Origin of the sequence: Nocardia sp. NPDC046763 (genome assembly GCF_040645495.1) — a bacterium.
Lineage (GTDB): Bacteria > Actinomycetota > Actinomycetes > Mycobacteriales > Mycobacteriaceae > Nocardia.
Genome location: NZ_JBEYYI010000018.1, coordinates 45,271 through 67,108 on the forward strand (window position 1 = coordinate 45,271; position 21,838 = coordinate 67,108).

At 65.5% G+C, this 21,838-nt stretch carries 19 protein-coding genes and 2 pseudogenes; 10 read left to right on the forward strand and 11 right to left on the reverse strand.

The genetic code is table 11. The features are described from left to right. Positions 1-49: 49 nt before the first annotated feature. Positions 50-289 carry a hypothetical protein gene (locus tag ABZ909_RS26945; protein ID WP_357004780.1) on the reverse strand — a complete coding sequence of 80 codons (240 nt, stop codon included), beginning with the start codon at positions 287-289 and terminating at the stop codon, positions 50-52. Positions 290-526: 237 nt separating this feature from the next. Between ABZ909_RS26945 and ABZ909_RS26950 the strand changes: the two genes are divergently transcribed. Then, positions 527-1,081, forward strand: coding sequence for a phosphotransferase (locus ABZ909_RS26950; protein WP_357004540.1), 555 nt, complete (start codon positions 527-529; stop codon positions 1,079-1,081). Positions 1,082-1,514: 433 nt separating this feature from the next. Here the strand turns inward: ABZ909_RS26950 and ABZ909_RS26955 are convergent, their stop codons facing one another. Further along, positions 1,515-2,810 carry an FAD-dependent monooxygenase gene (locus tag ABZ909_RS26955; protein ID WP_357004543.1) on the reverse strand — a complete coding sequence of 432 codons (1,296 nt, stop codon included), beginning with the start codon at positions 2,808-2,810 and terminating at the stop codon, positions 1,515-1,517. A gap of 24 nt (positions 2,811-2,834) precedes the next feature. Next, positions 2,835-3,320: a MarR family winged helix-turn-helix transcriptional regulator gene (locus tag ABZ909_RS26960; RefSeq protein ID WP_357004545.1), complete on the reverse strand. Its 486-nt coding sequence runs from the start codon at positions 3,318-3,320 to the stop codon at positions 2,835-2,837. Positions 3,321-3,548: 228 nt separating this feature from the next. Here ABZ909_RS26960 and ABZ909_RS26965 point away from each other — a divergent pair, with 228 nt between their 5' ends. The 3 genes from ABZ909_RS26965 (at position 3,549) to ABZ909_RS26975 (ending at position 6,582) form a co-directional block, all read left to right on the forward strand. Beyond that, entirely contained in the window at positions 3,549-4,445 is an 897-nt protein-coding gene (locus ABZ909_RS26965; protein WP_357004547.1) for a LysR family transcriptional regulator, read from the forward strand. A gap of 452 nt (positions 4,446-4,897) precedes the next feature. Continuing rightward, positions 4,898-5,770, forward strand: a complete 873-nt coding sequence (locus tag ABZ909_RS26970) for an alpha/beta fold hydrolase (protein WP_357004549.1) — start codon at positions 4,898-4,900, stop codon at positions 5,768-5,770. Positions 5,771-5,880: 110 nt separating this feature from the next. After that, positions 5,881-6,582 carry a hypothetical protein gene (locus tag ABZ909_RS26975; protein WP_357004551.1) on the forward strand — a complete coding sequence of 234 codons (702 nt, stop codon included), beginning with the start codon at positions 5,881-5,883 and terminating at the stop codon, positions 6,580-6,582. A gap of 89 nt (positions 6,583-6,671) precedes the next feature. Here ABZ909_RS26975 and ABZ909_RS26980 read toward each other — a convergent pair. Next, a pseudogene (locus ABZ909_RS26980) lies at positions 6,672-7,602 on the reverse strand (LysR family transcriptional regulator). A 111-nt stretch (positions 7,603-7,713) separates the two neighbouring features. Between ABZ909_RS26980 and fdxA the strand changes: the two are divergent. Next, positions 7,714-8,049, forward strand: a complete 336-nt coding sequence (fdxA, locus tag ABZ909_RS26985) for a ferredoxin (protein ID WP_357004552.1) — start codon at positions 7,714-7,716, stop codon at positions 8,047-8,049. A 105-nt stretch (positions 8,050-8,154) separates the two neighbouring features. On the opposite strand, the gene ABZ909_RS26990 is transcribed toward fdxA, so the two are convergent. Next, positions 8,155-9,336: an MFS transporter gene (locus ABZ909_RS26990; protein WP_357004555.1), complete on the reverse strand. Its 1,182-nt coding sequence runs from the start codon at positions 9,334-9,336 to the stop codon at positions 8,155-8,157. A gap of 62 nt (positions 9,337-9,398) precedes the next feature. On the opposite strand from ABZ909_RS26990, the gene ABZ909_RS26995 reads away from it, so the two are divergent. Both ABZ909_RS26995 and ABZ909_RS27000 read left to right on the forward strand, forming a co-directional pair. Next, entirely contained in the window at positions 9,399-9,776 is a 378-nt protein-coding gene (locus tag ABZ909_RS26995) for a MerR family transcriptional regulator (RefSeq protein ID WP_357004558.1), read from the forward strand. 411 nt (positions 9,777-10,187) lie between these two features. Beyond that, positions 10,188-10,610: a GNAT family N-acetyltransferase gene (locus tag ABZ909_RS27000; protein WP_357004560.1), complete on the forward strand. Its 423-nt coding sequence runs from the start codon at positions 10,188-10,190 to the stop codon at positions 10,608-10,610. A gap of 133 nt (positions 10,611-10,743) precedes the next feature. Here the strand turns inward: ABZ909_RS27000 and ABZ909_RS27005 are convergent, their stop codons facing one another. The 5 genes from ABZ909_RS27005 to ABZ909_RS27025 all read right to left on the reverse strand — a co-directional run bounded on the left by ABZ909_RS27005 (position 10,744) and on the right by ABZ909_RS27025 (position 15,563). Beyond that, the gene (locus ABZ909_RS27005; protein WP_357004563.1) at positions 10,744-11,349 is read right to left on the reverse strand and encodes a response regulator transcription factor; all 606 of its coding nucleotides are present in this window, start codon (positions 11,347-11,349) and stop codon (positions 10,744-10,746) included. A gap of 229 nt (positions 11,350-11,578) precedes the next feature. Next, entirely contained in the window at positions 11,579-13,552 is a 1,974-nt protein-coding gene (locus ABZ909_RS27010) for a gamma-glutamyltransferase family protein (RefSeq protein WP_357004566.1), read from the reverse strand. 87 nt (positions 13,553-13,639) lie between these two features. Continuing rightward, positions 13,640-14,086: a hypothetical protein gene (locus ABZ909_RS27015; protein ID WP_357004568.1), complete on the reverse strand. Its 447-nt coding sequence runs from the start codon at positions 14,084-14,086 to the stop codon at positions 13,640-13,642. A gap of 335 nt (positions 14,087-14,421) precedes the next feature. After that, positions 14,422-14,727: a hypothetical protein gene (locus tag ABZ909_RS27020; protein WP_357004571.1), complete on the reverse strand. Its 306-nt coding sequence runs from the start codon at positions 14,725-14,727 to the stop codon at positions 14,422-14,424. Positions 14,728-14,984: 257 nt separating this feature from the next. Continuing rightward, positions 14,985-15,563: a hypothetical protein gene (locus tag ABZ909_RS27025; protein WP_357004574.1), complete on the reverse strand. Its 579-nt coding sequence runs from the start codon at positions 15,561-15,563 to the stop codon at positions 14,985-14,987. Positions 15,564-16,147: 584 nt separating this feature from the next. On the opposite strand from ABZ909_RS27025, the pseudogene ABZ909_RS27030 reads away from it, so the two are divergent. The 3 genes and pseudogenes from ABZ909_RS27030 to ABZ909_RS27040 form a co-directional block, all read left to right on the forward strand. Then, positions 16,148-16,552, forward strand: a pseudogene (locus ABZ909_RS27030) (transposase); the annotation flags it as partial. Between the two features lie 526 nt (positions 16,553-17,078). Beyond that, complete coding sequence (locus ABZ909_RS27035; RefSeq protein ID WP_357004577.1) at positions 17,079-18,011, forward strand: hypothetical protein; 933 nt, start codon at positions 17,079-17,081, stop codon at positions 18,009-18,011. Beyond that, positions 18,008-19,864, forward strand: coding sequence for a hypothetical protein (locus ABZ909_RS27040; RefSeq protein WP_357004580.1), 1,857 nt, complete (start codon positions 18,008-18,010; stop codon positions 19,862-19,864). Before ABZ909_RS27035 ends, ABZ909_RS27040 begins: the two co-directional genes overlap by 4 nt. Positions 19,865-19,918: 54 nt before the next feature. On the opposite strand, the gene ABZ909_RS27045 is transcribed toward ABZ909_RS27040, so the two are convergent. Continuing rightward, positions 19,919-21,826: an ATP-binding protein gene (locus ABZ909_RS27045; protein ID WP_357004583.1), complete on the reverse strand. Its 1,908-nt coding sequence runs from the start codon at positions 21,824-21,826 to the stop codon at positions 19,919-19,921. Positions 21,827-21,838: the final 12 nt, after the last annotated feature.

Consider the following 21,838-nt stretch of genomic DNA (forward strand, 5'->3'; position numbering starts at 1 on the left):
GTACGGTCTGGTCAAATGGTGCTGAGAAGGTGACCGCGGTTGTGAAGCCTTATCCCGTCAGTGAGTCGGCCGAGTACTGCGTGGCTGTCCAGGGCGGTGCGCCGGGTGTGGGGGTGAGTGTCACCGTGATCTCGGTTTTGCCTGCTGTTTGTGAGCCAGGCAGTGGGTAGGAGTCTTCCAGCCACCGATGGACGTCGTTACTGCGCGCTTGCAGCCAGGTCATGTGAGCCGAATAAGCCACCAGCGATGCAACGAAACCGAAATAACCGACGACAAACCAGAACAGCATTCCCGGACCGTTTCGAATCGACCGTCGCCAATAAGGACGTCCGCAGCGATCGAAATCTCCGCCCTGTCCAACGTCGGACCCGGGAATCTACCTGGAGATCAGCCGCGAACGGTCCAGCCAGACCTGGATTCATGGTTACCCGAGCTGCTTGAGCAGGTTCGCCGACTTCAGAAACATCCCGCGCCGACATCGCTACCGTCTGACGTACACAACTAACAGCAGTGGATATCAACATTCATGAGCAAGTTGTACTCCGGACTACCTGCCGTGCATGCAGCCCGCATACGCGATCTCCAGGTCCCGCCTCTCGAACGCTTCTGGAGTCCCGACCCATCCCAGACAACGCGGCGATGCGTGCTCGTTCACTCAGATCTGCACCCGAACAACCTACTGCTGAACGAGGCCGGCGTCTGGATCCTCGACTGGGAACTCGCAATGGCGGCCGACCCGATCTGGGAAGCCGCGGTGTCCCTGCATCGAACCCCTTGGCCCGACGCCGATTCCGAAGCTCACGCGGCTGCCCAGTGGCTAGACCTACTCGCCGACACCGATGCCGAAGACCCGGCTACGCTGCTCGACCAGTACCGGATGATCGAGACATGGAAGTCGCTCTTGGTCGACTCATGGCGGTTCCCCGTCGCGATCGCTGCCGACCCTGACTGTCTCGATGCTCGTGCCAAGACCTTCCATTCCTTGCTGAGCGCCGGATCCGAGAACTTCGGTTGCGTCAGCCTGTCCATCAACGACGTTCGGACGCAGCCCCTCGACTGGGCGGCCGATACTCCGCGCTGACAGCTCGGCGGGCCTGATCCTCTGTTTGTGGTCCTCCTGGTAGCTGGGCGCTGGCAGATCGCTTGACCACCGCACTGAGCGCGTCCTGACGCGCGAACACGCTGCCGTAGGCGGCGGACATCCTGACGCGCCCAGTTCCACCAACGCAAGGTTCGCACCCAAGCCCCTCTTTGTGGTCCCTCATTTTGTGGTCCCGCTTTGTGGTTCTCTATGGTCTCCCTCTGAACTCCCAGATTCTTTATCTACCAACTGGTTTGATGATGGCGCCGAAGGCGCAGGTAGATACCGATTTTCGGGCCAAACCGATGCGATTCTGATCGGACGACGAATCCGATCAGGTCCCCATCAGAATCCGATCAGGTCCGCATCAGGTCCGTATCGGATCGTTGCCCCTGCATCCCCCACCTATGCTGTGCCCGTGGCTTCGCCTAAGTTAGGCGCCCAAGTCGGCGACCATCAGTCGTTTCATGACCGGAATGGCATTGATGGTGCGGAGGGCGAGTTTGCCCGCGCCGCGGGCGAACCGGCTGTCGGACACCGATTGGTTGGCCGCGTTCAGTGAGGCGCTCACCGCCGAGAATCCGTAGTCGATCATGTCGGCTTCGTAGGCGTGCAGGGCTTCGATGAGGCCGCGTTCGCGTTGTTCGGCGGCGGTGATCGCGCGGCACAGGCCGAGCGCGTCGCGCAGGGCGGTGTTGGCGCCGATGCCCGCGAAGGGGGTCATGCTGTGGATGGCGTCGCCGAGCAGTGTGACGTTGGTGGTTTCCCAGGCCCGGATCGGTACCGAGGTTTTGATCGGCAGCAGGGTGGCGGTCTCGGGATCGGATTCGGTGATCAGTGTGCGCAGTTCGGGTGCCCAGCCCGTGGTCATGCGCACCGCCATGTCGTGTAGTGCCACGGGCGAGAGTGATTCGAGGTCGGCGCCGTAGCGTTCGCGCTTGGCGGCGAAGGCCCAGAACACGTAGGGCTGGGTGTTGTCGAGTAGTAGGCCCGCCGGGATTCCGGCCTGGTTTCCGACGATCTGCTCGGCGCCCTCGGGGATGTCGAATTCGTGGGGCGCCAGGAACATTCCGCAGCCGCTGGGCGGGATCACGCTGAGCGGATTACGTAGTAACCGCGCGTCCAGCTCTGCCCGGGACTGCGGGGTCAGGCCGTATTTCCCTGCGATGGTGACGATCCCGGTGTCGATCCTCTTCGCGTGTGGCAGAAACTGCGCCCGCACGCGCGAGGTACCTCCGTCCGCGCCGACGAGTACGTCACCGATCTCGGTGGTGCCGTCACTGAAGTGGGCCAGGATCCGTCCGTCGGGCAGGCGTTCGTAGCGTTCTAACATGCTGCCGTAGTGCACGACGCCGTCGAGGTCGGCCAGTAGCAGTTGCCGCAGGGTGATGCGGCTGATGCCGTAGTGCCCGCTCGCGGTGGCCTCGCCCTCGTCGGGGTCGATCTGCAGCAGTTCGGTCAATTGTTCGGTGACGAAGCCGAATCCGTTGCCACCGTGGCCCGCGCAGGCGGTGAAGGTGGCGTACAGCGGGGGTGAGAGCAGTTCGGCCAGGGCGTTGCTGCCGTTGGGGTTGATGTGGATGCGGAAGCCCTGGAGGCGGTCGGTGCGCTGGGATTCGCGTTCATGGACGCTGACGCTCACGCCCGCGCGGTGCAGTCCGTTGGCGAGTGCGAGTCCGCCGATGCCGCCGCCGGCGATGATGACGTGCAGGGGGCCGTTGGTGGCCATGAAAGTTCGGTCCTCTCGTTGTGCTCAGATCCGGCTCCAGCCGAATCCGCCCGGGCGCTTGCGATTCGCCCGTTGCTGTTGATGTGCTCCCGCGGTGGCCCAGGCCTGGATCATGCGATCCAGCAGCCGGGTCAGGGTCTCGACGTCCTCGGCCGGCCAGTCGGCGATGACCTCGCCGAACACCTGATCGCCGACCTCCAGGAACTGCGTCAGCTCCGCCCGCCCGGCCTCGGTGGCCTCGACGAGCACCGCCCGCCGGTCCGCCGGGTCGGGGGAGGTGCTGACCAGACCGGAGTCGATGAGCGCCTGTATGTGGCGGGTAATGGAGGACGGCAGTGCGTCGAGGCATTCGGCGATCTCGCCGGCTCGTAGCGGTCCCGACTCGACCGCGCACCGCAGCACGCCCACCCGAACCGGGTCGAAGGCGCGAGAAGTGCCCTGCCGCATGGCTTCCGCGAATCGGGCGGTGCTGCGGGCCAGTTGCGATACCTGTTCTTTGTTTGCTTCCATGTATCAACTATAAAGGTTGATTCCGTGAAACAAAAGAGCCTGGCGGAAAAGGGCATCAGCGATGCAGTCGGTGCCGGGTAGCCGGCGGTGGTGGACAAACCGCCTGTACGGCAGCGGTTTCGGGATCTACTCGGCGCACTGTTCCTCCTTCTGGGCCGAGTTCGACCGTAGGTGGGGGAGCGGGCGTGAGGGAAAGACCGAAACGCTCGGATTCTGTACGCTGCCGTTATGAATCTGGAGCTGCGTCACCTCCGCTACGTGGTCGCGGTGGCCGACCTGCTCAGCTTCACCTGCGCCGCCAAGCGGCTGCACATGTCTCAACCGGCGTTGTCGGCGCGCATCCGCTCGGTCGAACGGCATCTGGGCGTGAACCTTTTCCACCGCACCACCCGTACCGTCACCCTCACCGCGGCGGGCGCCGACTTCGCCGCCCGCGCCCGCGACATCCTGCAGCTGCTCGACGAGGCCGAGCGGGAATGCCGAAACTCCGCCCACGGCATCGTGGTTCGCGTCGGCTATTTCGGTGCCGCCGCCTGCGAGGCCACCCCCGCCATCATGGACGCCTTCCAGGCCGATCACCCGGGCGTCGAGGTCGAGCTCTGCCGCTACGACTGGGCGGATCCCACCGCGGGTCTGCGCGGCCGCGAGGTCCAGCTCTCCTTCATCCGACCGCCGATGGACACCGGAGGCCTGCGGCTGCTCACCCTGAGCGTCGACCCGCGCGTGGCGGCTCTCCCCTCCAGCCACCCGTTCGCCGACCGCGAAACCGTGGATGTCGCCGACCTTCTCGCCGATCCGGTCATCTACCGCGCCAGCTCCGACCGGGTGTGGGTCGACTTCTGGTACGGAGCGGAGGCCCGCGCCGGCACCGATCCGCCCCGCCGCATCGAGGTCCGCAACCTCGACGACGAACTCCATACCGTCGCCGCCGGTCGCGCCATCAGTCTCACGACGGCCTGTGCCGAACTCTATTTCCCCCGCCCCGGTGTCTCCTACGTGCCGCTCACCGGACTCCCGCTCAGTCCCCTGGTCCTGGCCTGGCGCGCCGACGACCAGAACCCGTTGACCCACGCGTTCGTCGCCGCCGCGCGCGCGTATGTCGAGTCGCGCCGAAAGTCCTTGTGAGTAAAAGGATTTCGGTGCGGACCAGGCGTGTACCGGGGCGGTTCGATGGTTGGCCAGCACCACCTTGATCCCGTCGGGGCGTCTGCACTCGACGTTGATGGCGTGTTGGCCGCGCCGGGCCGGGGTGAGCGTCAGGGTCGCGGTGCCGTCCGCGCCGACCGGCCCGTCCACCGACTTCCCCGTCGAAATGTCCTTCAGCGTGCAGGTATAGCTCGAATCCAGTCCGGTGGTGTGTACCGTGATGGCGCTCGAGGTGGTCGTGATGGTCAGGTCCGGCTTGGCGGAGGCGGGTGCTGCCAACGCCAGTGTCGTTGCGGTGGTGGCTAATCCGGCCGTGACCAACATCAGAACTCGTCTCGTCATCACTCCATCGTGGGATCGGCACTATTAGGAATTGATGAGTTGTCGTAGCGTTGCACCACACGAGTCGCACGCGCTGCCACGGGGGAATCATGGATGCGAGGCTGACAACCTTCACCAATGCCGGACTGACCTTCGACGTGATCGATGAGGGACCGCTCGACGGCGCCCCGATCGTGCTGTTGCACGGCTGGCCCCAAACGGCGTCGGAGTGGTCTCTGCTCACCCCGTACCTCCACGAACACGGTTACCGCACAATAGCTCCCACCCAGCGCGGCTATTCGCCGGGTGCGCGTCCGCGTGGCCGCTACGCCTACCGGATGAGCGCCCTGGTCGGCGACACGGTCGCCCTGATCGAGGCCGTGGGTGAGGCGGTCCACCTCGTCGGCCACGACTGGGGCTCCGCCGTGGCCTGGTCCACCGCCGCCGCCCGCCCCGACCTGGTCCGCACCCTGACCTCGATCTCGGTCCCGCATCCGATGGCCTTCCTGCGCACCATGCTGACCACCACCCAGTTCTTCCGCACCTTCTACATGGTGCTGTTCCAGGTTCCCTGGTTGCCGGAGTCGTTGATTTCCAAGGTGTTTCGCGCCATCGACGCTCCCGCCCATCCCGATCGGCGACGACGGGCACTCGCGATGTCGGGCATGGACGCCGAGCAGTTCGATCGGGTCCTCCACGACATCGTTGCCTCCGGAGCCTTGAAATACTCCCTGAATTGGTACCGCGCCATGCTCATCGCCAACCCCCGGCGCGCGTTCGGAAAGGTCACCGTCCCGACCACTCACGTCTCCAGCACCCGAGACCTCTTCATGCACCCGAAGAACGACACGCTGACAGCACGATACGTCCTGGCCCCGTTCACCCACGAATCCCTCGACGCCTCCCACTGGATCCCGGAGGAACGTCCCGTGGAATTGGCCGCCCTCATCACCGCCCGGGTCGCACACTTTTCCGAACGATGAACGCGGCGGGCGGTTTCCGGTGGACCATCGGTTGATGGCATCGAACAGCCCCGCCACCCACTCGAAAGGCCTGTCCCTCGACGCGGTGCACTGGCACATCCTCGGGGAGGATGACGCCCCGAATTCTGTACGCGGACACGATGGCCGGTTTGGTGCAGGCGGTGCGGAGCGCGGGCATCGCGAGGAACCGTCCGGTGCTGGTGCTGATCGGCGGAGCGTCGAGGATGGACCCGCGGTTGAAGCCGATTCTGTGCGACCTGTTCGTGAAATCGTTGATACCGATGGTGGAACGGCTCGGCGGCGCGATCGTCGACGGCGGAACCGACGCCGGGATCATGCGGGTGATCGGTCGCGCTCACGCTCGAACCGGGGCGTCGTTTCCGCTCGTCGGCATCGCCGCCGAGGGAACCGTGACCGTAACGGGCACGGGCGATCGTGACCGGCGCGCGGGCGCACTACCGGAACCGCATCACAGTCACCTGATTCTGGTTCCGGGCAGGTTGTGGGGAGACGAGTCGCCATGGTTGTCCGCGACCGCAACCATCATCGCGGAGGGTTCGCCGTCGGCGACTCTGCTGATCAACGGCGGGTTGATCACTCGGGACGACGCGCGCAGAAGCCTCTCGGCCGGTCGGGTGCTCATCGTCCTCGCCGGCTCGGGACGCTTGGCGGACTCCATCGCGCACGCCCACAACAGAATTCGTTATCCGGACGCGACGGGCCTGGCCCGATCTCCATTGACGCGAATAGTCTCGCTGTACCAACCGCAGGAAATTGTGTCGGCGATCGAAAATTCGCTTACCGCACGATGATTGCGCAGAGGCGCCGACTCGAAACATCGTGGGCAGCCTGGTGCGAACGCCCGCACGGAGATTCGAATCGGGCATCGAACGACGGTCGCCTACCTCGGGCGCATGCGGGCCGATTCGATGCGGGTGGCTAGTTCGAGCAGGTCCGCGGCGGGGCCGTTGGGGGGTGTGCGGCGGTGCCAGATGGCGCGGAATTTTCTGGTCAGGATGAGGGAGTCGGCCAGGCGGACCTCGCGGAGGGTGCCGGCGCGTAGTTCGTGCGCGACGATCAGGCGGCTGACCACGGCGGGGGCCGCGCCGCCACGGACGGTGGCGAGAATGGCTGCGGCCGAGCCGAGTTCGGCGGCGGGCTGGGCGGGGGTGCCGTGAATGGCGAGGGCTTCCCAGACGGTGTCGCGGGTGCCGGAACCCTTCTCGCGCCACAGCAGCGGGGTGTCGGAGAGTTCGCGCGGGGTCAGGGCGCGGCGTCGGGTGGTCCACGGATGGGTGGGCGCGACGACCACCACGAGTTCGTCGGCGGCGAGGACTCGACTGCCCAATCCCGGTGGCGGGTGGGGGCCTTCGACGAATCCGAGCCCGGCCTCACGGTCGCCGACGGCCGCGGCCACCTGCCCGGAGTTGGCCACATCCAGGACCACGGTCAGGTCCGGGTGGATTTTCCGCAGTGCCGTCAGCCAATGCGGAATGCGTTGGTCGGCAATGGTTGTCGAGGCCATCACGCGCAGGCCGGGCCGCCGCCTCACGGTGCAGTGCCGTGATGCCGTCGGTCAACGCCAGCGCGGCCGACAGCACCGGCCGGCCGAGGTCGACCACGGTGTGCCCGGCATCGGTCAGCATCGAACCGCTGCGCCCGCGGTCCAGTAGCCGCAGATTCAGCCGCCGCTCCAACGCACTGATCCGCATGCTGGCGGCGGGCTGGCTCATGCCGTGCCGGCGAGCGGCCGCACCGAGACTGCCCAGCTCCGCGACCGAGACGAGCAGATCGAGCACCTCCAAATCCGGCGTTCCCGGCGGCAAGGTCAAAAGGACACCTTATGACGTGATCGGCATTTGATCACTACACACCGACGTGGGCGGACTTCAGGATCGAGGACATCCGCATCACGCGGGCCGGCAACTGTAGAGGAGCACATCGTGACGTTCGTGATCGGCGCCGCCTGCGTCGATGTCCTGGACAAAGCCTGCATCGAGGAATGCCCCATGGACTGCATCTTCGTAGGCGACCGGATGGCCTACATCAACCCCGACGAATGCACCGATTGCGGCGCCTGCGAACCGGTTTGCCCGGTCGAAGCCATCTATTACGAGGACGACGTCCCCGCGGGACAAGAGCAGTTCATCCTCGAGAACGCCCGCTTCTTCAGCGACCCACTGCCGGGACGACCATCGGCACTCGGACATCCGGGCGGGGCAACGAGAGTCGGCGCCCTGGGAGTGGACACGATCTACGTGCGCGATTACCGGCCATAGCAACCTCCGCAGTCTGCTCGGTACGGTCGGCGGTCCCTTCCGGGCGGTGATGGTGGGGCACTCGATCGAATGCACCAGTGCCGTAGCCGAACTGGGAATCCGGGCTCATTGAAGGGTGTCGATGTCGACTGCGCCCCGACCTCGCACGTCGGCGGGTTGCGGGCGAGAGCCGAGGAGGGTGAGTAGGACGCCGCCGCCGGTGAGGGCGGCGGCCACGAGATAGATCGGGCGGGGTCCGGTGCCGGAGTCCGCGATGTACCCGCCGATCAGGCCCGCGCAGGCCGCGGCGATCTGGTAGGCGGACGCGCTCGCGGCCATGGCCAGGGTCGGTGCGTCCGCCGCGGCGTGAATGACCCTGGCCTGCATGCCGGGAACGATGGCGAATCCCAGTGCGCCGATGGCGATCACCGCCACGGCCGTCGGAATCGCGGTGCGGGCCAGGAACCAGGTGACGGCGAGGGTGGCGGCCAGCAGGGCGAGCAGGGCCGGTTGCCAGAAGCGAGGATTCCTGTCATAGAGCGTGCCGCCCACGAGGTTGCCGAGGGTGGCGCCGATCCCGTAGCCGAGCAACAGGATCGGCAATCTGTGCTCTGGATGCCCGGCCAGATCGGTGAGCAGCGGTGCTAGGTAGACGAACACCATCAGCACGCCGACATTGCCGATCGCGGTGGTCGCCAAGGCCGACACCACCGGGCGGCGGATGAGCACCTGCAGCTCGGCGAGCGCCGACCGTCGCGGGTCCTCGCTCGGCGCGGTGATCAGCAGCCCGACCAATGCCGCGCCGATCAAGCAGGTGACTCCCACAGTCGCGAAGGTGGCCCGCCAACCCCACTGATGACCGATCGCGGTACCGACCGGCGCGCCCAGAATCATGGCCAGATTCATGCCGAACGCCAGCCTGGCCACCGTGGTGGCGGCTCGCTCCGGCGGCCCCGAGCGGACCGCCACCACGACCGCTTGCGCGAAGAAGGTCGACGTCACCAGGGCGGTGGTAACCCGTGCGGCAAGCAGCCAAGCAAACCCGGGCGCGCACGCCGACACCAGATTTCCGGTCCCGGCAAACATGAGCAGGATCAGCATCAGGCGCTTGCGATTCACCGTCGCGGTCACCGCGGTGAGCACCGGACCACCGATGATCATCCCCGCGGCGTAGGCGGTGACCAACAGCCCCGCGCCGCCGACCGGAACGTCAAGATCGCCCGCCACCTCGGGCAGGATCCCCGCCACGACGAATTCGCCCGTCGTGACGCCGAATACGCAGAACATCAACACTGCTGGCACAACCATGCCGGTACGCTAAAGTCTCACGTCAACGTGAGGGTCAAGTCCGGCGACGCGCGGGAGACGGCATGCAGATCGGTGAACTGTCGAACCGAACCGGCGCCAGCGTGCGCGCCCTGCGCTACTACGAGGAGAAGGGCGCGCTGAAACCCCTCCGAACCCCCAGCGGCTACCGGGTTTTCGACGACACCGCCATCCACACCGTCTCCCACATCCAAACCCTCCTCGCGGCCGGCCTCGGCATGGACCTCATCGCCGACATCCTCGCCTGCGCCTCGGGCGAAACCCCACTACTGGCCACCTGCCGAGACCGCCTCCTACACGAACGCCAACGCATGACCGCCGATATCGACCGCATAAGCACCGCCCGATCGATGCTCGACCAACTCCTGGCCCCAACCACCCAATCGTCGATATTGCCCGAAATGCGAAAGGGCGGAAAATAATTCGACTCCGGCAAAGCCGCAGCCGTACCCTCCCCCCATGTGCATCTACCCGAGCCGGACGCATCTCGTATGCCTGCGCTGCCGGGTCTCCTCCAAGTCCTCCATCGGACGTGGCCCGGCGTCATGCCCACGCTGCCAAGGCCAACTCCTCGACGCCGGCCCACACCTCGAAGTTCCCCGACGAGTCGACAAAACCGCATGGCAAGTCCTCGCCACCGTCCTCGATTCCGGCCTGACCTTCTACGGAGGTTGCTGCGGAACCGGCCCCGGCTACAGACCACGCACACCCCGCGAAGTCCGCGAACGAATCCTCTTCTCCGAACGCACGGGCACCCCGATCGCCCAAGCCCTGGCCATGGCAGACGTATCCCTCCTCGGTGAGAAATGCTGCCGAACAACGACAGTGGTGCGGTGACAGACAGCCCCCGCGGCCGCGTCCGGGCCCACGCCGGATGGATCATCGAGCCCGCCGCACCTCACTCACCCGAGGCGGCCGCTCTCCTACGGCTCTACCTGGCCGAGATGATCACCCGCTACTACGACCGCCCAACCAACGACGCCGAGATGGGCTGCTACCTGGCCGAAGGCCACGCCAGCGACGACCTGACCCCACCCACCGGCCTGCTCCTACTCGCCCGCCGAAACGGCCGGCCCGCCGGCTGCCTCGGCCTGCGCCACCTCGACGCCCAAACCCTGGAACTGACACGCATGTTCATCCGCCCCGACCACCGCGGCCAGGGCGGAGCCTCCCAACTCCTCAGCCGCGCCGAAACCACCGCCCGCGAACTCGGCGCCCGCACAATCCGACTCACCACACGCAAGGACCTAAGTTAGTGCCAGGTAGTGCGAACTTCCGACGGAAGCATTGCAGTTCCGCCTACCACGCCAATACCCCGGATCAGCGTTCCGTCTTCGCGGAGTCCCCGCACGAACCGGTTGCGCGGGTCCAGGTCCGCAGACAGCTTCTTCACAACCATCCGGCGTCGGTGGCCAGACGCACCGCGTCGACTCGGGTGCGCGCCTGCAACTTGGTCACAGCCGAAGCCAGGTAGTTCCGCACCGTGCCGTAGGACAAGTGCAGCCGAGTTGCGATCTGCTTGGGTGCTGCACCTGCGGCGAAGCACCGGAGCACTTCCGTCTCGCGTTCGGTGAGCGGGTTATCGGGAGTGCGCAAAGCCGCGACCGCCAGCCCTGGGTCCAATACGCTGCCACCGGCTGCCACTGTGCGGACGGCGCGCAAGAGGTCCTGGCGGGAACCGTCCTTGAGGATGAATCCGCACACGCCGATCTCTATGGCGCGCTTGAGATGTCGGGGATTGGCCAGCGCTGTCAGTATGAGGACCTGGCACTGCGGATAGCTCGTCCGCAGCTCTGCGGCGGCCTCCAGCCCGGTCCGGCCAGGGAGGTCGATGTCGAGAACAGCCACCTCCGCCTGCGCCTCGGTTGCGGCCGAAGCAATGGTCTCACCGTCTTCGAGAACGGCCACCACGTCGATGTCATCCTCGAATTCCAATGCGGCGACTACGGTTTCACGCAACAGCCGCATATCCTCGGCGACCAATACCCTGATCATCTGACAAATGCTCCTTCGGTTGTGCAAGGAGATTCAATCCCGTTGGTCTTGAAATGTCATATCGAGGGTTCGGGGCGTCAATGCCGTGGTCTCGGCCTCGGCAAATGTCGCCCAAGGTGCCGCCGTCCGGGACGCAATCTTGGGGTGATCGCCCAAGCTGATCATTCGGCGTGCGCGACGAGCGACCTGGTCGAGCGACACCGATGAGTGGAGGCAGGTGTGGTGGCGCCTATCGCTTGGGCTGGTCGCCGAGTACCGCGCCTTCGCGGCGGGGGTCCGCGCCGCCGATCCAACCGGTCCCGTCGCGGGTCAGCGCCGAGGAGCCGCTCGACTGCGGGGCCACCGAGACCTGGTGGCCCAACTGCCTTAATCCCTGTACCAGTGGGTCGTGGTCGCCGTTGTCGGTGGCATTCACGTTCGGGTGTTCGCCGCCGACATTGGTGATCGGTGTGTTGGCGGCTCCGAAGTCGATCATCGATACCGCCTGTTGCGGGCTCAGCCCCCAATCCAGCATGGCGACAAGAGTTTTGACCACGAACTGGATGATGACCGCGCCGCCGGGGGAACCGGTGACGTAGGACAGCGGTCCGCGGGAACCGCCGGGTTCGCGGTCGAAGACCAGTGTCGGAGCCATGGAGCTGCGTGGGCGCTTTCCGGCCTCGATCCGGTTGGCCACCGGAACACCGTTCTTGTCGACCGGTTCGGCCGAGAAGTCGGTGAGTTGATTGTTCAGCAGGAACCCGTCGACCATATGGAAGGAGCCGAAGGCCGATTCGACGGTGGTGGTCATGGAGGCGGCATTGCCGTACTTGTCGACGACCGAGATATGGCTGGTGCCATGCTCGACCTGCTGCGGGCCGACACCGACCGTCGCCATGCCGAAGTTGCCGGGCGCGGCCGCGCCCATGCTGTGGTTGACGTCGATGAGCGCCGCCCGCTGCGCCAGGTAATCCGGGTTGATCAGGGTCTGAGGTGAATTGCCCGGCAGCGGAACGAAATCGGGATCGGCCACGTACTTGTCGCGGTCGGCGTAGGCGAGCCGCTCGGCCTCCGAGATCAGGTGCACAGCTTGTGCGGTTGGAGTACCGCCATCGAGTGCGGCGTTGCCGTCGCCGCCGGTGTGCTCAGGTTTCATCGACGACAGGTCGAAGTGGGACAGGATGCCGAGCGACGCCGCCACGGCGAGGCCGCCCGAGGATGGGTTCGGCATGCCGCAGATGTCGTGCGTGCGGTAGGGCGCGCACAGCACGGTGCGCTTCTTGGCCTGGTAGGCCGCAAGGTCCGCGGCGGTCGTCACCCCGGGGGTGCGGCCGCCCGCCGTGCTGCCGATGGCGTCGACGATGTCGGCGGCGATCGATTCGGTGTAGAAGGCTTTCGTGCCCTCGGCGGCGACGGCGGCGAGTGTCTTTCCGAAGGCCGGGTTGGTCAGGGTCGCACCGGTGGGTTTCGCGGTGCCGTCGGGCTCCAGGAAGTAGGCGCGGGAGTTGGGGTCGGCAGCGAGATCGTGTGCGGAGAAAGCGATCTGGCTCGCCAGCCGGGGGCTGATCGCGAAACCGTGGTCGGCCAGGGTGATGGCCGGGTCGAACAGGTCCTTCCAGGGCCGCTTACCGTGCTCGTCGTGCGCGAGTTCGAGAAGGCGCAGCACTCCGGGGGTGCCGATGGAGCGGCCGCTGGCGCGAAGGTCGGGATGCGGTGCCGTCCGGTCGGCGTCACTGACCCAGCGCAGGTAGTCGGATGTCGCTCGGGCAGGCGCTGTCTCGCGGCCGTCGTACGCGTCGACGGTCTTGGCGGTGGCGTCGTAGTAGAGCAGGAATGCGCCGCCGCCGATCCCGGTGGCCTGGGGCTCGACGAGATTCAGGACGGTCTGCGCGACTATGAGCGCGTCGGCGGCAGTGCCGCCGTCGCGCAGCACCCGGCAAGCTGCCGCGGTGGAGACCGGGTTGGCGGTGGAAACCGCGAAGCTGGCCGTGTGCACTGGTTTCATGCCGGTGCGGTAGCCGGTGGCGATCTCCGGGTTCGTGGCCAGGTTCGTCGAGGTTGCGGCCGCCGGGACGCCCGAGGCGACCGGCAACCCGTTGGGGGCTGTCGTCGCGCACGACGCCTCGTACTCGTCCGATGTGGACGAGCAGGCGGTGGTCGAACCGAACAGGAGCAGCAGGGCGGCGCCAACACCGGCCCACAGCTGCGGTCGCATGCGCCTCATAACTGGGACCCTAGTGCTGTCTTCAGCGGTGGGAAGTCGTGGCTGTACCCGAAACATGTTCCTCCCCAGGTCATTTCGTGCAGCGCGTCATATCGCTTCGACAAGCCCGGAAATGGCGCTCATCGAACTCCAGCGCACATATCTCCTGCGGCGGACGAAGACGTAGGCGACCCATGCCACGCCGAAAACGCCGAAAACGCTGCCACTTATCTCGACCGTTCGCAGCCAGCCCGGTCCTGGCGAGTCGATGCGGACCTGGCCGACCGAACCGCGATCGGATCGGCAGGTGATGGCATACGACCCCGCATCGGGCACCGTGAACATCCCTATCGGCAGTAGCGTCGGGTGTTTCCACGTCTGTTGTGCGGGGACACGGAATATGCGGTCGAAGCCGAGTTTTCCCGACGTCGGGTCGAACGCGCACAGGATATGATCGCCGGCGATCACATCGCCGTTGATAGCGTAGGACCTACCACTCTCCAGATACACGGGACTGCCGTCCTGATCGACGAGACGACCGTCCGCGAAGCCCACCCGGCAAGGCTGATCATCAAGCACAGTGTGGCCGCGAGCAACGCCAATGGCGTCAGCATGTACCACAGCGGACTCATTCTCTTGGCGGGCAACCCATTTCGGTGAACCATGGTCGCGCCTTTCCTATCGGAGAACCCAGAGAATAATCCGCAAAATAGAGTTCTCATCGGTGGGAATATGCGAGATATTCTCCGGGATTGGAGAACAATTGCGGCCCGGCGACCGCCCCGTCCGCTCGCAGTTGTCGTGGCGTAGACGCGGCGATGCCCGCGGGCGCCATCAGGATGGCTCGCCCACGGGCATCGGATCGATATTCTATTGTCGGAGAGAACAACTCACATGTTGCTGCCCGAAGCGCTGCCGGATTCCTGCGGGAACGGCGGATACGGCGGGTAGGGCGGATACGGCGGGTGGTGCCGGTGGTGGTTCCAGCCCGGGTAATCGAGATAAGCGGGGTAATCCGGGTAGGAACCGGGCCAGTTGATATCGCCGGGCTCACCCGGACCCTCGTCGTGCATGTGCAGGCGGGGATCGCTGCCTGGCACCTCACGGGGGGGCGCGGGCATATTGCCCAGGCTGTTGGACTCCGCAGTCTGTGCCGCCGGGTTGTCGAGCACGATGTCCGCGGAGGCCGATGCCACGGAGAGCAAAGGGGCTGCAGCAACGGCCGAGGCTACCGCGAAATAACAGATTCTTCGGGTCGTCACTGCTCGAAAAGCTGAAGCTCTCATGTCGGTTCCCCTCCGGGCTCGGCGCGTGTCGTCCGCGTGTCCGTTCGGCCGCGCGGGGAGCGCATCCTGCGCCCATCGACCGGCACCAATGTATCGATGGGTGCCGATGGTGCGCGAAATCGTGTTCCCGCCCTTGGGAATTCGCCCGCACGGTGGCGCGCGGACGGCTAACCGTAGTACTGGCCCCAGTCCCGCAGTCGACTCCATCGCGCCCGGCCGGCCGCGGGGCCGAGCAGTCTGGCGGATTCGGGAATGGTGCGCTCGGCGACCGCGACGAGGAACTCCGCCATCCCCTGGTCGTAATGGGACCAGCGGCGATGCTCGAGGGTCTCCTGAAGAAAGACCGTGACAGTCCAGCGGTCGGCGTCCTCACTGTCGGTGGACCAGAACAGCAGGTCGCCCAGCTTGCTCTGCCCCCACAGCAGCAACGCGGCCGATTTACCTTTGGCTCTGGCGAATTCGGCGTCGCCGATACCGAACTTGTCGAAGAATCCGCTGGCGTACAAGCCGGCGGTGCGATCGGAAAGAGCCGCCATCGAAGTGCGGTGTGGTCCACGCCGGGCCGGAAAGAACACCGACAGAGACCGATTCATCTGGCCGTCGCCGTAGCTGTCGATGAACTCGCGGTAGTCGGTCGGCAGCCGTACACCCATGGCGTGTTCGATATCGATCCACGGTGGCGCCACAACCGGTGGCAGCGGAATCGGCGGCATGATCGAATTCAATTGTTTCACTGCTGGATTCATGGCATCTCCCGCAAGAGCTGGATGAACACCATAGCAGCGCCGGACAACTATTCCCCAAGATGGGAAATGCGGGGCCACGCCATCATCGGGCTAGTGTGCCGAATGAAACAAGGCGTATCCGAATACGGGGAAGGAGCTCGTGGGCCCGTTCACCTCGATCGACACGATCGCGAGCGGTGATGGCCCGGATCCTGCGGCGGATGCGGAAGACCCGCATGGCGCCGAGCGAGAGCGCGGGCATGGCGCTCATGGTGTGGCTGATGGGCGGGATGGCGGCTATGGTCGTGCCACCGCAGCACACGTCCGAACTCGCACAACACATTCGAAAACTGCCGCACACAACAGGTGCTATGGCTGAAGTGCCCGCGTCCCGGGAAATCACAGCCACCAGGGTCATAGCCAGATCGATTCCTAGCACCGCGCCTTCGGTCCCATAATTTACATAAGATACATTATCGGCGCTGTAATCATGCTGTGCCGCAATCTATTTCATGCATTACGCTGGCCCCCGGTGCAGCTTTCGACGAGCATCGGGGCGAGGATCATCACCTGCCATGGGTCGCCGGACCTAGGGCCGCAAACGCCACATCGCCACCGACACTTCCGGCTTGCTGCTGGCGGTCGTGGTGACCGCCGCCTCGATCCAGGACCGCGACGCCGCGCACCGGCTACTGGCCGCCCTCGCAGCCCGCTTCACCACCATCACGCTCGGGTTCGCTGATGGCGGTTACAGCGGACGGCTCGTCGAGCGGGCGAAAACCGTTCTGGCACTCACGATCCAGATCATCAAACGCAGCGACACCACCACCGGATTCGAAGCCCTGCCCCGCCGCTGGGTCGTCGAGCGAAGTTTCGGGTGGCTGGTCAAACACCGGCGTGTGGTCCGTGACTACGAGACCCGACCCGACCATCACGAGGCCATGGTCTACATCGCCGCTATCCACACTCTTACCCGCCGACTCGCACGCACCACCGAACAGCACGCCTGAGAACCGGAAGGTATGTTCCATGTCGAAGCGGTGCAGGAACGCCTGCCAGTACCGATCCATTTGCTCAGTGGTGAGGTCGATGTGAGATGTCCACAGCCACAACGGCTTCGGGTTCCTGTCACCGGGCAGCCGGTCCACGCTGAGGCGGATCGCGCTGCCTTCGATGATCGGTAACTCGCCGGGGTGCTCAGCCCAACGGGCCTGATGGACGAGCTGGGGGTGCAGCCGCGTCCAGCTCTGGGCGACCGCGGATTTGTTCTGTCGCAAGACAAATCATCAACCCAGGGCTTCACCCATGCTCAACCGGGGCACCGCCTCAAAACCTTAAATCTCAAGCTCAGTCGTAGCTTCCGACATTTTCGTGGTTTCCGGGCGGCAGATGACGGATGCCCCTGATCGCCGGTGAACGGAACCCGAAAGTACTGGCGCACACCACTACTCGCTACCGAGCGTCAGTTTGATCGCGTGGCGCGATCATGACTCGGCCGTTGATCGACGGCGACGGCTCTGCGCTAGCATCTACACGATGAAAGTTGAGGTCCTCGAACAGAATCTGCGGGAGAACCCCGACGATGTCGACTCGTGGCGTGCCTATGGCGACTGGCTTCTGGAGAAGAGCGACGCGAGGGGCACGTTGATACAGCTGGAACAGCGCTGTGCGCACGTCGGCCCTGCCGATCGCGAGGCCCTGAACCAGGAGATCACCGCGCTGGTCCGGGAGCACCAGGAAAGCTGGGACGCGGAGCTGCCGCCGGAGGTGACCCTCCTGGCACGCCGGCACGGATTCGCCGCGAAGGTCAGCCTCGAATGGTCCGATGACGCGCCCGTGCTGATCGAGCAGACCCTGCGAGCCCCCTTCGTGACCGCCCTCCGAATCGAGCCGTCCGACAAAGGGGAGGACGAGGACGACTGGGGGGAAGACGAGAACGATGAACCGTCCTCGTCCATCGATGCCGGCGCTCTCGCCACGCTCAACCTCGGCCGGCTTGCCGAGCTTGATCTCTCGTACCTTCGCATCGGCGGGCTCGGCGCCGAGGCACTCGCCGTTTCGGCATACTTCCGCGTTGAGGCGGCTGCTGCTGAGAACCCCGCCGCTGGCGCTGCGATGGGCCGAATCGAGGTGCTTGACCTGCGGTACTGCCATATCGGCGACGCTGGTCTCGCCGCCATCGCGGCGTCCCCGTCTTTCGGTGGTGTACGTCGACTGCGCCTGCAGAAAAATCTAATTACCGCGGAGGGCGTGCAGTCGCTGCATCGCTTCACCGGGCTAACCGAACTGGACCTGCGATACAACGAGATCGGCGCGGAGGGGATACAGACCCTGCTCGCGGCGCCGTTCATCGGCTCGCTCAGCCGACTGTATCTGTACCGCACCGACGTGGGGGACGACGGCGCGAAGATGCTCGCGTCCGCTCCCCAACTTCCGCCTGCACTGCGAAGCTATTGGAGGAGTGTGTGAACACCGAGCTCCGTGATCGGTTCTTCGAGTTGTCGACCGGCCGGGCCCCCGCTGACGAGGTCGCCCAGTACCGCGACCAGGTGGACACGACTGAGGCCGAACCCACTACGACGTTCGAGGGGCTGGCGATCTGCTGGCACCCAACGGCGCGATTCAAGGCGGTGCGCTTTGTCGAGGCCGAGCGCATCGACGCCGATGTGCGCGAGTTGTTCGCCCGGCCCAGTGTCGCCGCGCCGTATCTGGCCGCCGTCTTCGTCGACCCGCATGAGTTGTCATTCCGCACGTTCGAAAACATTCTTCCGTTGGACCACCTTTTCACGGACGCGAGATTGGAGCTGGACCTCACCGGGCGCGAGGAGTTCGCTGACGGCGCGTACGCGTTCTCGCTGAAGCTCCCCGACACGGCCCGCGCCAGCCTGGAACGCCTGGACTCGCTGGACCTCTACGTCCCGCCACTCAACGCCGCATCGCGTGGCGGCGACCGCTTCATCTTCCACTCGGCGCTCCTCGCCGAAGCGCTCACCAAGGCGGTGGCCGAGGCGATGCCGCAGTCGTCGCTCGACGGCTTTTCGCACGTGAATCCGGTCTTCCGATGCAACCGCTTCGAGCCTGGTGATGCGAACTTCCACCGGCACCGCGACACGCCGTATTACGACGCCGCGCGCCACCACGTCTCTCGCTACACGATCTTGCTCTACCTCACCGGCGGCTCGGGTGCGCCCGTCCTGGACCTGACCGAAGGCGCAACGCTCGAGGAAATCGAGCCTTTCACCTGTGTGGTCTTCGATCAGCGATACGAGCACGAGGGCGCGCCCTACCGCGACGGCCGCAAGGTCTTCCTGCGGACCGAGCTCATCTTCACCGATCCAGAGGTCAAGCACGATCCCGAGATCGCGGCGCTGTTCAGCAAGGCTTGCTATCTGACCGGCGAGAGCGTCTTCGCTCCCGAGCTGGCCCGCCACGCCGACGACTACTACAACCGGGTCGCCTCGGCACACTGGAACGGCCTCGCCACCAGCACCGCACGGGAGCCCGTCATTCACAAGCGGTTCCGCGGTGTGGATTTCGTCGCCAACGGTTACGACTTCTGGTTCGCCAAGAGCGACAAACTATCCCTGGCCGAGTGCGCCGTGATCACGCTCCTGGACTACTTCAACTGCAAGATCGGCGACAGCGCGTTCCGTGCCCTGTGCGACTCGGAGGTGGTCCACGCGAACAGCACGGACTGGATTCCGGCTTTCCTCAAGGACAAACGCGGCGAGTCGCCGGTCGTGCCGTTCGACAAGTCCATGCTGTTCCCCGAGCCGGAAAAACCCGCCACCCTCGAGATGCCCGACTGTGCTTGCGGGCTGTGCGACGAAGGTGTACTCACCCCCCACTTCGACACCTCGCGCAACGGCGACATCATCGAGCAGTACCAGCACGCACAGGATTCCGCCAAGGCGGACGTCATACCGGCGCCGATTCTGCTGCTCGGCGAGGACGTGGTCTTTGATCCGGACAGGTTCGTCGTCGAGGGCAACCGTATTCACGTTCTCGGCAAGAATTCGCTGACACCAGTGAACTTCGCCTCCTGTCAGGGCGGTCCTCCCGTTGCCCCGGCCAAGGAATTCATCACCACAGCCAGCACGGTCGAAGTGCTGAGCCTGCTCGTCCCGCCGATCCTGTTCGCCGAGTCGGCCGACTGCTACCACCTGAAGTTCGACTTTTTCCGCAACTCCTGGATGGTCGATCAGGAGCGGTCCACGGTGTCCATCCCGATGATCCGCCCCTTCTCGAAGGACGACATCGACGAAGACTGGGAGGACCGCTACGACGAAGACGAGGAAGAGGACGACGAATCTGAGGTTTAGCTGGTCCACCGAGGCGGAGGATAACCCTCCGCCTCGGCCACCTGGCCGTCGTGACTAGGACGCCCGGTCTCCGGTGCGCCCGGCCGCGGACAGTACGGCCATGCGGGCCAGTGCCGCTATCCAGAAGCGTTGCCGTTGCTCGGTCTGCCCGACCAGGTACGTGGCCCGAAGTTTGGGTGGCAGGTATGCCAGCAGCCGGGCCACCACGTCGAGGTGTCGTTCCAGCTGGGACACCTCAGCGTTGGAGAAGATCTGGTGGACCAGGTCGGTGTCGTTGGTGCCTTCGTCGCTCATCTCCGCCGCTGCCGACAGCCGGGCTTCCCAGGCCGGGCAGTGCTCGGCGATCTCGGCCAGGCTGGTCTGCGGCCGGTCGGCCAGGCGGGCCTGGAGCCCGGACAACGGCACCGGGGCGAACTCGCCGTCGCCGAGGTAGATTAGGCCCGACTGCAGCGGCATGTCCGCCTGGTGCAACTTGATCAGCCGTTCCAGCGTGCGCTTGGTGACCCAGTCCCGGCCCTCGTCGTCGATGTCGTACTTCCACCAATCCAGCACCGTCTCGGCCGTCTCACCGTAGGTCGAGATGAGCCACTCGTTGGCCGGGATATCCTCGGTGCGTACCTCGTAGCTGATCGTGAACCGGCTGGCCTGTGCCACGTTGTTGCTCGCGACCAGCAGCTTGCGGCCGAGGTGGTAGGGCGGGTTCTGCAACGCCACCTGCGCCCGCAGGCCGGGGATCGGCCGCCCGGCGAGGGTCCACTCCTGGGTGATCTCCATCAGCTTGGCGAAGGTCGCCTTGTCCTTCGGCCGGTTGTACTCGTCCCAGATCAGCACCTTGGGTTCCGGGTCGAGCAGCGCCCTGGCGAGCATGGCGTCCAGCGATCCGTCCGGGGTGGGCACCGGCACACACAGGTCTTCGACATTGGTCACCGGCAGGGAGAAGTAGGCCGGTTCCCGGCCGGTCTCCTCCCGGCTGATCTGTTTGGTGATCTCGGTTTTCCCGCACCCGGGTGGCCCTTGAAGCAGGACAGCCCAGCGATGGGTCATCGCGGCCCGGAGGATGCGGCGGACAGGGTCCGCCACCGTGGCCGGGTTGCTCGCCCCGACCACCTTGGCGATGCCGTCAAGCACTTCCGCGGTGCGGTCCCGACCCCGCTCACCGTCCTTCCCCTCCTCGGTCAGCGCCAGCCGGCGACCGTTGAGTAACGGCAGTCCCCAGGCCAGCGGAAATCCGGCGCTGGCACAGTCGAGTACGTGTTGCAGGGTGCGGGGCGAGAGCAACTGCCGCAGATTCGGGCCAAGGGCGGCCCAGTGCCGGAACACCTCACGCAGGTCCCAGTGGGGATAACGCTCGGCAAGGGCGAACCGCCACGCGGTGTCGTTCGCGGTCAGCCGGAGGGTGACCATCCGGTCCAGGATCGCCAGATCGGACCGGCGCACACTGGTCTCGGCGAGCGATTCGTTGTCGGTGAGGAACACGCCGACGCAGCCAAGCTCGCGCAGGTCGTACTCGCCAAGGCTCCAGTTGCAGGCGATCTGCATGAGCTGCGACTGCACCGTGGTGCCCGCCTGCAACGAGTCGTCGATGAGCAGGACGAACGGCTTGCCCGGGACCAGTTGCCGCATGAGAAGCTGGCGCAGCACCAGTTCTCCGCTGCGAGCGTCACGTACCGGGGCGTTGACCAGCAGGTCGTCCGGGGTAAGGTTGGCTGCGGGGATGATCACGAGGGCGGTGCCGGGAAACCGCTTCGGTATGTACGACACGAACGTCGACGTCTTGCCAATGCCGTGCTCGCCGAAGATCTGTCCGGTCTGGCCGATGGCGATCATCGCGTCGATGAACTTTTCGAGCTTCGCGACCGAGCCGTCCTCCGGTGGCTCCGGATACGTGGCGGTGGTCTGCCACCCTCGCCCCGCCCTCCGCGTAGTCTCTCTGTCCGCATAGGACAGTTCTGTAGCCGTCAACTGGTGAGTTTC

What these genes read in the sequence shown, in the direction of transcription:
- ABZ909_RS26945 (WP_357004780.1), bottom strand. Translation starts at nt 289, where the DNA reads ATGCTGTTCTGGTTTGTCGTCGGTTATTTCGGTTTCGTTGCATCGCTG.
- ABZ909_RS26950 (WP_357004540.1), top strand. Translation starts at nt 527, where the DNA reads ATGAGCAAGTTGTACTCCGGACTACCTGCCGTGCATGCAGCCCGCATA.
- ABZ909_RS26955 (WP_357004543.1), bottom strand. Translation starts at nt 2,810, where the DNA reads ATGGCCACCAACGGCCCCCTGCACGTCATCATCGCCGGCGGCGGCATC.
- ABZ909_RS26960 (WP_357004545.1), bottom strand. Translation starts at nt 3,320, where the DNA reads ATGGAAGCAAACAAAGAACAGGTATCGCAACTGGCCCGCAGCACCGCC.
- ABZ909_RS26965 (WP_357004547.1), top strand. Translation starts at nt 3,549, where the DNA reads ATGAATCTGGAGCTGCGTCACCTCCGCTACGTGGTCGCGGTGGCCGAC.
- ABZ909_RS26970 (WP_357004549.1), top strand. Translation starts at nt 4,898, where the DNA reads ATGGATGCGAGGCTGACAACCTTCACCAATGCCGGACTGACCTTCGAC.
- ABZ909_RS26975 (WP_357004551.1), top strand. Translation starts at nt 5,881, where the DNA reads ATGACGCCCCGAATTCTGTACGCGGACACGATGGCCGGTTTGGTGCAG.
- ABZ909_RS26990 (WP_357004555.1), bottom strand. Translation starts at nt 9,336, where the DNA reads ATGGTTGTGCCAGCAGTGTTGATGTTCTGCGTATTCGGCGTCACGACG.
- ABZ909_RS26995 (WP_357004558.1), top strand. Translation starts at nt 9,399, where the DNA reads ATGCAGATCGGTGAACTGTCGAACCGAACCGGCGCCAGCGTGCGCGCC.
- ABZ909_RS27005 (WP_357004563.1), bottom strand. Translation starts at nt 11,349, where the DNA reads ATGATCAGGGTATTGGTCGCCGAGGATATGCGGCTGTTGCGTGAAACC.
- ABZ909_RS27010 (WP_357004566.1), bottom strand. Translation starts at nt 13,552, where the DNA reads ATGAGGCGCATGCGACCGCAGCTGTGGGCCGGTGTTGGCGCCGCCCTG.
- ABZ909_RS27025 (WP_357004574.1), bottom strand. Translation starts at nt 15,563, where the DNA reads ATGAATCCAGCAGTGAAACAATTGAATTCGATCATGCCGCCGATTCCG.
- ABZ909_RS27035 (WP_357004577.1), top strand. Translation starts at nt 17,079, where the DNA reads ATGAAAGTTGAGGTCCTCGAACAGAATCTGCGGGAGAACCCCGACGAT.